Origin of the sequence: Nocardioides sp. CCNWLW216 (assembly GCF_037120545.1) — a bacterium.
Lineage (GTDB): Bacteria > Actinomycetota > Actinomycetes > Propionibacteriales > Nocardioidaceae > Nocardioides > Nocardioides lianchengensis.
The window spans coordinates 414744-426379 of sequence record NZ_JBBBBJ010000004.1 but is presented as its reverse complement, the minus strand read 5'-3'; the positions used below and the strand labels follow the sequence as shown (position 1 = coordinate 426379).

At 72.6% G+C, this 11636-nt stretch carries 10 protein-coding genes; 2 read left to right on the top strand and 8 right to left on the bottom strand.

Going from position 1 to position 11636, the window contains the following annotated elements:
• Positions 1-33: 33 nt before the first annotated feature.
• From V7S47_RS12250 to V7S47_RS12230, 5 genes are read right to left on the bottom strand one after another with little or no spacing between them, the layout of a single operon-like run.
• Positions 34-1200 carry a lipid-transfer protein gene (locus tag V7S47_RS12250; protein ID WP_336561808.1) on the bottom strand — a complete coding sequence of 389 codons (1167 nt, stop codon included), beginning with the start codon at positions 1198-1200 and terminating at the stop codon, positions 34-36.
• Positions 1197-1574 (bottom strand): MaoC family dehydratase, encoded by a 378-nt coding sequence (locus V7S47_RS12245; RefSeq protein WP_090855339.1) that lies wholly within the window; start codon positions 1572-1574, stop codon positions 1197-1199. Before V7S47_RS12245 ends, V7S47_RS12250 begins: the two co-directional genes overlap by 4 nt.
• Entirely contained in the window at positions 1574-2002 is a 429-nt protein-coding gene (locus V7S47_RS12240) for a Zn-ribbon domain-containing OB-fold protein (RefSeq protein WP_336561807.1), read from the bottom strand. Before V7S47_RS12240 ends, V7S47_RS12245 begins: the two co-directional genes overlap by 1 nt.
• Positions 1999-2544, bottom strand: a complete 546-nt coding sequence (locus V7S47_RS12235; protein ID WP_336561806.1) for an FAS1-like dehydratase domain-containing protein — start codon at positions 2542-2544, stop codon at positions 1999-2001. Before V7S47_RS12235 ends, V7S47_RS12240 begins: the two co-directional genes overlap by 4 nt.
• Positions 2541-4739 (bottom strand): acyl-CoA dehydrogenase, encoded by a 2199-nt coding sequence (locus V7S47_RS12230; RefSeq protein WP_336561805.1) that lies wholly within the window; start codon positions 4737-4739, stop codon positions 2541-2543. The genes V7S47_RS12235 and V7S47_RS12230 overlap by 4 nt, the downstream gene beginning before the upstream one ends.
• Positions 4740-4833: 94 nt before the next feature.
• Between V7S47_RS12230 and V7S47_RS12225 the strand changes: the two genes are divergently transcribed.
• A complete protein-coding gene (locus tag V7S47_RS12225; RefSeq protein WP_336561804.1) occupies positions 4834-5748 on the top strand; it encodes an alpha/beta fold hydrolase in 915 nt (304 codons plus the stop codon).
• Here V7S47_RS12225 and V7S47_RS12220 read toward each other — a convergent pair.
• Entirely contained in the window at positions 5702-7168 is a 1467-nt protein-coding gene (locus V7S47_RS12220; RefSeq protein WP_336561803.1) for a WS/DGAT/MGAT family O-acyltransferase, read from the bottom strand. The genes V7S47_RS12225 and V7S47_RS12220 overlap by 47 nt on opposite strands.
• Before the next feature lie 91 nt (positions 7169-7259).
• Here V7S47_RS12220 and V7S47_RS12215 point away from each other — a divergent pair, with 91 nt between their 5' ends.
• The gene (locus V7S47_RS12215) at positions 7260-8504 is read left to right on the top strand and encodes an alpha/beta hydrolase (protein WP_336561802.1); all 1245 of its coding nucleotides are present in this window, start codon (positions 7260-7262) and stop codon (positions 8502-8504) included.
• Here the strand turns inward: V7S47_RS12215 and V7S47_RS12210 are convergent.
• Positions 8488-9132 (bottom strand): 2'-5' RNA ligase family protein, encoded by a 645-nt coding sequence (locus tag V7S47_RS12210; RefSeq protein WP_336561801.1) that lies wholly within the window; start codon positions 9130-9132, stop codon positions 8488-8490. The genes V7S47_RS12215 and V7S47_RS12210 overlap by 17 nt on opposite strands.
• A 372-nt stretch (positions 9133-9504) precedes the next feature.
• Positions 9505-11580: an acyl-CoA dehydrogenase gene (locus V7S47_RS12205; RefSeq protein ID WP_336561800.1), complete on the bottom strand. Its 2076-nt coding sequence runs from the start codon at positions 11578-11580 to the stop codon at positions 9505-9507.
• Positions 11581-11636: the final 56 nt, after the last annotated feature.

Sequence of the window (11636 nt, the reverse complement as noted above, 5' to 3'; positions counted from 1 at the left end):
TGACTCGGCCCGCGATTGCTGCTGACTCGGCGGCTAGCGGCTGAGGACCAACCCGCTCGTCGGCACGCCCGTGCCAGCGGTGACGACCAGGTGCTCGACCGCGTCGACCGGGTTGACCGAGCTGCCGCGGATCTGGCGCACCCCCTCGGCGATGCCGTTCATCCCGTGGATGTAGGCCTCGCCCAGCTGGCCGCCGTGCGTGTTCAGCGGGAACGCACCGTCGACCTCGATCCGCCCGTCGGCCACGAAGCCGGGCGCCTCGCCGCGACCGCAGAAGCCGAGCTCCTCCAGCTGCATGAGGACGTACGGCGTGAAGTGGTCGTAGAGGATCCCCATCCGCATGTCGGCCGGGCCGAGGCCGGACTGCCGCCACAGCTCGCGGCCGACCACGCCCATCTCGGGGATGCCGATGTCGTCGCGGTAGTACGACGTCATGACGAACTGGTCCGCACCGCTCCCCTGGGCCGCGGCCGCGATGAAGGCGGGCTGCTGGCGAAGATCCGCGGCGCGCTCGGGCGAGGTCACGACCAGCGCCACCGCGCCGTCGGACTCCTGGCAGCAGTCGAGCAGGTGCAGCGGGTCGACGATCATCCGCGAGGCCTGGTGGTCCTCGATCGTGATCGGCTTGCCGTAGAAGAACGCGCGGGGGTTTTTCGCGGCGTGCCGCCGGTCGGCCACCGCGACGGCACCGAAGTCGCGGGACGTGGCGCCGTACTCGTGCAGGTAGCGGGTCGCCTGCATGGCCACCGTGGCCGCGGGCGTGCCGAGGCCCATCGGGTAGGACCAGGCGTTGTCGAGGCCGTTGGTGTTCACCTGGGTCGCGGCCGCGAGCGAGAACTGCCCGAAGCGGGACTCGGAGCGCTCGTTGAAGCCGCGGTAGCAGACCACCACGTCGGCGACGCCGGTCGCGACGGCCATCGCCGCCTGCTGGACGGTGGCGCAGGCCGCGCCGCCGCCGTAGTTGATCCGGCTGAAGAACCGCATCTCCTGCATCCCGAGCTCGCGGGCCACCGCGATCTCGGAGGAGGTGTCCATGGTGAACGTCGTCAGCCCGTCGACGTCGGCGACCGTCAGCCCGCAGTCGGCGAGGGCGTGTCGGACCGCCTCGACCGACAGCTGCAGCTCGGAGCGGCCGGAGGCCTTGGAGAACTCGGTCGCCCCGATCCCGACGATCGCGGCCTGGCGCGACAGCGTGCTCACACCGTCACCCGGACCGTCCCGGTGACGTGGTCGCCGAGCGACACCGATCCCACGACCGCGATGGTCGCCACGCCGTCCTCGACCGACGACACGGTGCCGCGGAAGGTCAGCGTGTCGTAGGGGTACGCCGGCGCGCCGAGCCGGATCGCGATGCCCCGCAGCGTGGTGTCGTGACCGAGCGCGTCGACGACGTACCGCTCGACCAGGCCGTTGCTGGTCAGGATGTTCATGAAGATGTCCTTCGACCCGGCCGCCTGGGCGACGTCGCGGTCGTGGTGGACGTCCTGCCAGTCGCGGGTGGCGATCGCGGTGCTCACGATCGTGGTCGGGGTGAGCGGCAGGCTCCACTCGGGGAGCTGGTCTCCGACGTTCATCACTCTGCCTCCGGTCGTCGAGCAGCCGAGGAACGAGGCGTATCGAGACGCCACACGGGCAGCGTCAGCTCGTCGTCGACCCGCTTGAAGTCCACCCGCAGCCGCTGGCCGATCGCGATCTCCTCGGGCGGTACGTCGACCACCTCGGCCACCATCCGCACGCCCTCGTCGAGGTCGACCAGCGCGATCACGATCGGCAGCTCCTTGCCCGGGACGGGCGGGTGGCGGTGCACGACGTACGAGAAGACGGTGCCGGTGCCGGCGGCCACCTCGAACCCGCGGTCGTACGCCTCGCACTCCTGGCAGGCCGGACCGGGCGGGAACCGCTTCGCCCCGCAGGCGTTGCACGTCTGGATGCGCAGCTCCCCGGCGGCAGTGCCGTCCCAGAAGAACTGCGAGTCCCGGTTGATCATGGGACGCACGGTCATGAGCGCTCCCGGGGAATGAACTTCAGGACGCGGAAGAGCATCGTGGCGACCGCCTCGTCCCCGACGTACCAGGTGTTGCGCGACGTCACGAAGTAGCCCTCGCCCATCGCCGTGCTCTTCGGCCCGACGACGGAGTCGAGAGCACTGGTCACCCGCACCTGCTCGCCCACCCGCAGGTAGCGCTCGTAGGTCTGCTCGCAGTTGGTGCCGAGCACCGCGGTGTAGCCCTCCGCGGTGAGGAAGTCGGTCATCCGGCTGAGCGGCTCCTCGGGTGGCCGCTTGCGGCCCAGCCCGGGCATCGTCCAGACCTGGGCCATCGACGGGGGCGCCTCGTCGCCGTCGCGGAAGCGCGGGTTGTCGTAGCCCATCGCGTCCAGCCAGGTGCCGATCGTCGCCTCGTTGACCGGGTACGGCGCCTGCGACTCGCTCGCCTCGCCGAGGGCCTTGATCCGCTCCGCCTCGGCGACGATCCGCTCGTGGGTCTCGAGACGCGCCTGCTCGTCCCTCGCAGGCGCTACTCGACCACCGGACGCCCCATTCATCGCGGCACCCGCGGCAGACCGAGGCCGAACATCGCGATCAGCTCGCGCTGCACCTCCTGGACGCCGCCGCCGAAGGTGAGCACCAGGTTCCGCTTGGCCTGCCCGTCGAGGTAGGTCAGCAGGTCGTCGGTCTCGGTGTCGGAGGGGTCGCCGTACTTCTGCACGAGCCCGACCAGGGCGGCCGAGAGGTGCTGGACCTGGTCGGCGGCGAAGACCTTGGACGACGACGCGTCGCCGACGGAGACCTCGCCGGAGGCGCCGGCGCGGGCGACCTCCCAGTTGAGCAGCTCGTTGACCCGGAAGACCGCGGTCGTCCGGCCGAGCACCTCCTGGACGTCGGGCCGGTCGAGCACCCCCGCCTTGGCGCACCACTCCGCGACGCGGTCGCGCAGCCCCTCGATCCGGCCGGCCGGCCCGAGCATCACCCGCTCGTGGTTGAGCTGGGTGGTGATCAGCTTCCAGCCCTCGTTCTCCTGGCCGACCAGCATGTCGACCGGCACCCGCACGTCGTGGTAGTACGTCGCGTTCACGTGGTGCGAGCCGTCGGCGGTGATGATCGGGGTGAACGAGTAGCCGGGGTCCTTCGTGTCCACGATCAGGATCGAGATGCCCCGGTGCTTGGGCGCGTCGGGGTCGGTGCGGACGGCGAGCCACACGTAGTCGGCCTGGTGACCGCCGGTGGTCCACATCTTCTGGCCGTTCACGATGTAGTGGTCGCCATCGCGGCGGGCGCTGGTGCGCAGCGAGGCGAGGTCGGTGCCGGCGTCCGGCTCGCTGTAGCCGATCGCGAAGTGCACGTCGCCCTCGAGGATCCGCTTCAGGAACAGGTCCTTCTGCTTGTCCGTGCCGTAGCGGATCAGCGTCGGCCCGACCGTCTGCAGGGTGACCGCCGGCAGGTGCACGTCGGAGTACTGCGCCTCGTTGGCGAAGATCGTCTGCTCGACCTCGCCGAGCCCGTGCCCGCCGTACTCCTGCGGCCAGCCGACGCCCATCCAGCCGTCTGCGCCCATCTGGCGCACCACCTTCTGGTACGTCGGGCCGTGCCGGTCGACGCCCATGTCGCGGTGCTCGTTCTCGTCGGCGAGGCCGCCGAAGTAGGCGCGCAGCTCGGCCTTCAGCGCGCGCTGGGACTGGCTGAGCTCCAGGTTCTTGCCGGCCGGGTCCTCGACCGGGACGTCCTCGGCGCGGGCGCCCAGGGCGTGCGCGAGGTCGGTGGCCCAGGAGAAGTAGTGGTGCAGCGGGTAGGTCTCGTCGACGCCCATCCCGCCGTGCAGGTGGTGGCAGGTGCGCAGCGCCTGCGGCGCCTCCGTCGTCACCCAGTACGACGCCACCGCGAGGTCGTCGGCCGCCTCGATCCCCTGGGCGACCCGCCAGACCGCGTTCTCGGCGGCCAGGTCGAGCGTGCGCGAGGCGATGTAGACGTCGGCGATCTGCATCGCGACGGCCTGGAACTGCGCCAGCGAGCGGCCGAACTGCTCGCGGCCCTTGATGTACGTCGCGGTCAGGTCTCGGGCGCCGGTCACCACGCCGGCGGCGGTCAGGGCCAGGCCGGCGATCGCGAGCTCGCGCAGCAGCCGGGCGGCGTCGGCACCGCCCCCGAGCAGCTCGGCCGGGGCGCCGTCGAGCGCGACCGTGTGCTGCGGCTCCTTGCTGGACGAGGTCGACGCCAGCAGCTGGACGCCGGGACCGCTCGGGTCGACCAGGGCCACGGCCGGCGCGCCGTCGTGCGTCACGGTGACGAGCAGGCGGGCCGCGTCCTCGGCGTACGAGACGCCGACCTTGCGACCGCTCACCACGCCGTCGGCGTACGTCGTCGCGGGCGTCGCGGTGATGCCGGAGCCGACCTCGCGCAAGGCCGGAGTGAGCACGGTCTCGCCGCTCACCACCCCGGGCAGCAACGCCTGCTGCTGCTCGTCGGTCCCGTACGCGGCCAGGGTCAGCGCGCCGCAGCAGAGCGTCTCCCAGACCGGGAGGTGGACCGCACGCGCCGCCGTCTCGCGGAGCAGGACGCCGACCTCGGGCAGACCGAGCCCCTCCCCGCCGTACGCCTCCGGGACGGGCAGGGCGAGCATCCCGGCCGCAGCGAGCGCCGGCCAGTCGGCCGAGCGGTCGAGGGCCTCGCGGATCACCGATCGGACGGCCCCGAGGGCCTCCGCCTGGTCCGCATCCGCCTGGATGAATCCGTCCGAGCTCACGCCTTCTCCTCACCAGCCCACGGGGTCGCTTCTCGACGAAACTGTAACGTGTTCTACCCTGAAACGACACGAGCCGTCGAGTGGGAGGACGACGATGGGCCTGCTGTCACCGCGCGACCTGCTGCGTCGCAGCGTCTACATGCCCTGGGCCCGGATCCCGCTCGGTCGGCCCCTCGAGCTGGACGGGCGGGGCACGACGTACGTGACCGACACGCCAGGTCCCACGCCCGATGCCCCGACCATCGTGCTGCTGCACGCGCTGGGCTGCACCGGGCTGCTGACCTGGTACCCGGCGATCGAGCCGCTGTCGCGGCGCTTTCGGGTGGTCACGCTCGACCAGCGCTGGCACGGGCAGGGCATCCGCAGCGACGAGTTCTCGCTCTACGACTGCGCGGACGACGTGGCCGCGCTCCTCGACGTCCTGGAGCTGGAGAGCGTCGTGGTGGCCGGCTACTCCATGGGCGGCGTGGTCGCCCAGCGGATGTGGCGACAGCACCCCGACCGCGTGCAGGGGCTGGTCCTGGCCGCCACCAGCGACCGCTTCCAGCTCAACCTCGCCGAGCGGGCGTTCTTCACCGGCATGGGCACGGCGATGCTCGGCACCCGCAGCCTGTCCCGGTCCCGTACGGCGGTCCGCGCGGCGCGCACCGCCGTACGCGCGCTGTCGCTGGAGCCGAGCGACATCCACGACTGGGCGATGCACGAGTTCCGCAGCACCAGCCCCTGGGCCGTCGGCCAGGCCCTCGCCGCGCTCGGCCGCCACCACTCGCGCCCCTGGCTGGGCCGGATCGACGTCCCGACGGCCGTCGTGGTGACCGGACGCGACCACATCATCCCGCCGGCCCGTCAGGTCGCCCTGGCCCGGGCGATCCCCGGCGCGACCGTCCCCGACCTCGAGGGCGGGCACGCGGCGTGTGTGCTCGAGGCCGAGCGGTTCGTGCCCGTGGTCGTGGAGGCGGCGATCACGGTGTGGGCTCGGCGGCGCGACTTCGCGCGCGGCGCCTCCTGAGCGGCGTCGCGGTGTTCCTGGCCGCGACGGCGGCCTTCAGGGCGGCCAGCTCGGCCGGGAACCGCTGGACCAGGTCGTCGACGTCCGGCATCGACTCGCGGCAGGCGATCACGCCGACGTGGACCTTCCCGTTGTTGGACATCACCGTGATGTTCAGGCCGGCACCGTGGAAGACCGGGCCGAGCGGGCTGAGCACGTCCACGCGCGCGCCGGTGAAGTAGAGCGGCACCGGCGGGCCCGGCACGTTGGAGATGACCAGGTTGTGCACGACCGGGTGCTTCTCGGCGAGTCGCAGGTTGGCGTAGGCCCGCACGGCGAGGCCGAAGGTCCGCGGCGCGGCGAACTCGGCCCAGTCCTGCAGGGCGTCGGCACTGATCGCGTGGTGGTGGTCCTTGGCGTTCTTGTTCCGCAGGGCCATCTCCGAGAGCCGCTCCAGGGGGTCCTCCTCGTCGGTGCCGAGCTTGGTGAACAGCGCGGAGACCTTGTTGGCGCCGCTGGAGCGACGGGTCGACTCACGCACCGAGACCGGGACGGTCGCCAGCAGCGAGTCGTCGGGCAGCTCGCCCCGGTCGTCGAGGTAGGAGCGCAGCGCACCGCCCGCGACGGCCAGCACCACGTCGTTGACGGTCGTCCCCGTCTCCCGCTTGATCGCGCGGACGTCCTCGAGGTCCAGGTCGGCGAGCGCGATCGCCCGGTGGCCGGTGATGGTGCCGTTGAACGACGTGCGCGGCGCGCGCAGCGGCGCGGCCATCGCGGTGCCGGCGCGGGCGCGTCCGACGGTCTTGGTGACGAGCGCCGCCGACGGCGCGAGCAGCCGTACGGCGCTCAGCGGCTTGGTGACGTTGCTGACCACGGCGCGGCCGAGCAGCTCCAGCTGGCCCGGGTCGTGAGCGGGGGCCGGCGGCTCGGCCGAGGCGAGCGGGTCGGCGGCCGGCTCGAGGCTGCACAGGTGCGAGACCAGGTTGGCGCCGGAGACGCCGTCCACGGTCGCGTGGTGCATCTTGGTGAACACCACGATGCGGTCGGACCCGCTGCCCCCGTCGTACCCCTCGATGATCCACATCTCCCACAGCGGGCGGGAGCGGTCGAGCGGCAGACCGGCCAGGTGCCCGACCAGGTCCATCAGCTCGCGGTAGCCGCCGGGCGTGGGCAGGGCGAGGCGGTGCACGTGCCGCTCGATGTCGAACTGCTTGTCGCGGACCCAGACCGGGTGGTCGAGGCCCATCGGGACCCGGCGCAGCTTGCGGGTGAACTCGGGGACGTCACGCACCCGCCGGTCGATCTCGGCCTGCATCGTCGCGAACGAGTAGCCGTCAGGGATCGTGCTCGGGTCGAGGACGATCACCCCGCAGACGTGCATCAGCTGGGCGGGCGTCTCCAGGTAGAGGAAGCTCGCGTCGAGTCCTGACAGGCGGTCCATCACCGTACGTTTCCCTCGGTCGTCGTTCTGGAACGTGTTCTACCCCTCAACGACGGGAGATCGGTCAGGTCCCGTGTCTAGGGTGTGACGCATGTCCTTCCTGCGCCGTCAGGTCGTCACCGCCGCCCTCACCGCCAACGCGATCCGACCGCTGCCGGGCTTCCGGGTCGGCATCCCCGCCTTCTTCGCCGGCTGGCTGACCGGCGAGCTCGCGCCGCACCTGCTGGCGGTGACCGCGGCCGACGCGGCCACGCACGCCCGCGGTCGCAGACGCAGCGTCCGCGGCCTGGCCCTGGCCGCCGCGAACGCCGCCGGCCTGGCCTTCCTCGTCGACCAGGCCCGCCGGGTCGGGACCCGGGCCGAGGAGTCGCTGACCGAGGGCCTCGGTCTCGACTACGTCGAACAGCTCGACGCCAAGCCGACCCCGGCCGACCTCGCCGTCCCGTGGCGGCGGCTGGTCAACCCGTTCCGGATGAGCAGTCCCGACGTGCACCGCCAGCGCGACATCGTCTACGACGACCGCCACGGCCGACGGGGCCTGCTCGACGTCTACACCCCCGCGGCCGGCGTACCCGAGGGCGGTGCGCCCGTGCTGCTGCACGTGCACGGCGGTGCCTGGACGGTCGGGGCGAAGGAGCAGCAGGGCATCCCGCTCATGCAGCACCTCGCGGCGAAGGGCTGGGTGTGCGTGTCGATCAACTACCGACTGGCGCCGCGCGACCCGTTCCCGGCCCAGATCGTCGACGTCAAGAGGGCCATCGCGTGGATCCGCGAGCACATCGCCGACCACGGCGGCGACCCCGACTACCTGGCCATCACCGGTGGCTCGGCCGGGGGTCACCTGGTGTCGCTGGCCGCGCTGACCCCCAACGACCCGGCGTACCAGCCCGGCTTCGAGGACGCCGACACCACGATCCAGGTCGCGGTCCCCCACTACGGCGTCTACGACCTCGCCGGCTCGACCGGGCTGCGCAGCGCCGAGCTGATGCGCGACCGGTTCCTCGGCCCGCGGGTGTTCAAGCGCCGCTGGCGCGAGTCGCCCGAGGCGTTCGAGGACGCCTCGCCGATCCTGCGGGTCAGCGCCGACGCCCCCGACTTCTTCGTCCTGCACGGCTCGCTCGACACCCTCGTCGGGGTCGACCAGGCGCGGCTCTTCGTCGAGCGGCTGCGCCAGGTCTCGAAGCGCACGGTCGTGTACGCCGAGCTGCCGGGCGCCCAGCACGCGTTCGACGTGTTCCCGTCGATCCGCAGCTCCCACGTCGTGCGCGCGATCGACCGCTACCTGCACTGGCACTGGAACGGATACCGCCGCGAACGGCTCACCGACCCAGCTTGAGCTCGTCCAGCACGTGCCACTGGTAGTGCCGGTCCCGGCGGGTCACCACGGCCAGGGTCAGCCGGTCGACCGGCACCGTCGCGCGTACGACGGACGCGTCGGCGACCGCTCGGTCCAGATCGGCCGCCGGGACCGCCCGGTTGAGGTAGGCCAGGCTGACGTGCGGCCGGAACCGGGTGGGGTGCACCACCGGTCGCTCCTCCCCGAGCACCTCCTGGGTCCGGCGCCGCACCAGCGCCTGCAGCTCGCGGAGCGTCTCGTCGGGACCGGCCGTCAGGGCGATGGCGGTCCGGAACCGCACCACCGGGCCGAGCTCGAGCTCCAGCGGCCCCCGACCGGCCAGCCGGCTCCGGACGGTGGCCGCCACCTCGGCGAGCAGGTCCGCACCGAGCTCGTCGTCGTACCCGATCTCGGTCAGCGTGAGGTGCCACCACCGCGGCGGCACGGGGTCGAGCCACGGGGACCGGCCGAGGGCGTCGACGTACGCGTCGAGGGCGGGCAGCCGCACGGCGCCGTCGGGGACCGTGACGTACCAGAACGCGCACGTCCGCTCGTCCGCCCAGTCGGGCCGCCACTGCCAGTGGTCGGCACCGTCCTCCGCGACGGTCACCCCGTTCGTGGTGTCCACGAGAGCCGACGGTAGCCAACCGACGGGCGTCCGCGGTCCCACCGGGACCGACTCCGGGGCGCCTGGGCTCGGGGGCACAGGGTGGTCCGGGCGACTGCACGATCGTGGAGTGCCGCACACGCCAGGTGCGTGCAGGACTCCAAGATGACGCAGGGACCCGGCCCGCAGCCCACCCCGACCCGCGCTGACCTCGCCCCGCAGCCAGCCAGGGCGAGGAGCCAAGCGGACCCGAAAGGCCGGTCCGCGAGGGTGGGAGGAGCTGACGCCCTAGCTCGTCCTACCGGGTTTCGAGGCTCGGGCCTGGCGGCCCTCACACCTCAACCAGCGGATCCTGGGCCAATCCCCCCGGATCCTGGCCGCCGCTTCCTCCCGCTAGCGCGGCAGTCCCAGGATCCGCTCGCCGGCGACGTTGCGGAGGATCTGGGTGGTGCCGCCGGCGATGGACAGGCAGCGGGTGTTGAGCATCTCCCAGACGTCGGCCCGCACGTCGTCGTCGGCCGTGGCGACGACCGCCCGGTCGCCGTGCAGCGCGACCACGAGCTCCGAGCCCTCCTGGCGGTTGCGGACGCCGAGCAGCTTGGCCACCGAGGACTCCGGGCCGGGACCCTGCCCGGCCAGCGACCGCAGCACGGTGCGGACACCGAGCAGCGAGCACACGGTCGACAGCGCGACGGAGTGACCGACGGCCACCCGCTGCGCGGGCGACGCCGAGGTCGCCAGCGCGACCGCCCGCTCCGTCGACTTCGACAGCCGACTGGTGGCCATCGCGACCCGCTCGTTCGCGAGAGTCGTCCGGGCCAGCTTCCAGCCGTCGCCGGGCTGCGCGACCACCATCGAGTCCGGCACGAAGACCTCGTCGAGGAACACCTCGTTGAACAGCGCCTCGCCCGTGATCTCCCGCAGCGGCCGGACGTCGAGGCCGGAGGAGTTCTTCATGTCGACCAGGAAGTAGGTGATGCCGCGGTGCTGCGGCACGTCCGGGTCCGTGCGGGCCAGGCAGATGCCCCAGTCGGCCTTCTGCGCGACCGAGGTCCACACCTTCTGACCGGTCAGACTCCACCCTCCGTCGACCTTCACGGCTCGCGTGCGCAGCGAGGCGAGGTCGGAGCCGGAGCCGGGCTCGGAGAACAGCTGGCACCAGATCAGCTCGCCGAGCAGCGAGGGCCGCACGAACCGCTCGCGCTGCTCGTCGGTGCCGTGCTCGAGGATCGTCGGCAGGGCCCAGCCCGCGATCACGATGTCGGGACGGGTCACGGCGGCCCGGGCGAGCTCCTGGTCGATGACGATCTGGGCGACCGCATCGGCGCTCAGGCCGTACGGCGCGGGCCAGTGCGGGGTGAGGAAGCCGGCCTCGACCAGGCCCGCGCGCTGCTCGTCCGCCGGTCGGGCCGCGATCGCCTCGACGGCCGCCCGCACCTCCTCGCGCAGGCCGTCGTCGCGGCCGTCGAGGTCGACCTCGAGGCGCCGCCGTACGCCGTCGACCGCCCGGTCGGTGAGCCGGGCGGCCGCGGCGTCGGCGTCCCCGAGCAGAGCCCGCAGCCCAGCCGCGCGACGGTAGTAGAGGTGGGCGTCGTGCTCGTAGGTGAAGCCGATGCCGCCGAGCACCTGGATGCAGTTCTTGGCCACCGAGAGGGCGCCCTCGAAGCAGGTCGCGGCGGCCACGTCGCCCGCGAACGCCCACTGCTCGTCGTCGGGACCGAACGCGACCGACGCGACGTCCCAGGCGGCGGCGGTCACCGATTCGGCGGTCTCCAGCATCTCGGCGCACAAGTGCTTGATCGCCTGGAAGCTGCCGATCTTCTGGCCGAACTGCTCGCGCACCTTCGCGTAGTCGACCGCCGTCTCCAGGCACCAGCGCGCGACGCCCGCGGCCTCGGCGGCTCCCAACGTCACCGCGGTACGACGCACCAGCTCCGCGTCCAGCCCGGGTACGCCGACGCCCGCGGTCGGGTCGTCGACCCGCACCGACCCGAACCGGCGGCTCAGGTCCAGCCCGAGGACCGGCGTGAGCGTGACCGCCGAGCGCGGCAGCACCGTCCACGTCCCGTCGAGCTCCAGCAGCACGTGCGTCGCCGACGGCACGTCCCACACGACGTCGGAGAGCCCGAGCGCCACCACGGCTCCGTCGCCGATTACGGACGCCACCGGTGACTCCCCCAGCAGCGCCGCAGCGACCGCCGGGCCGAGCAGCGGACCGGGCGCCAGCTCGTGGGCGCACGCCTCGAGGGCGACCGCGACGTCGAGCACCGACCCGCCCCCACCCCCGGCGGCCTCCGGCAGCCCGATGGTGGCGACGCCCATCTCGCCGACAGCGGCCCACGGCTCGGCGAAGGTCGCGGCCGGCTCGGTGTCGACCGCGCGGACCACCGCGGGACCGTCGAGCGTCGCCGCCCACTTGCGCAGGCTGTCGGCCAGCTCGACGTGCTCGTCGGAGATCCCGATCGACATCGGCGTCCTTCCGGTCGGAAACTAGAACGTGTTCCAACTCTACTAGTCTGAAGCCG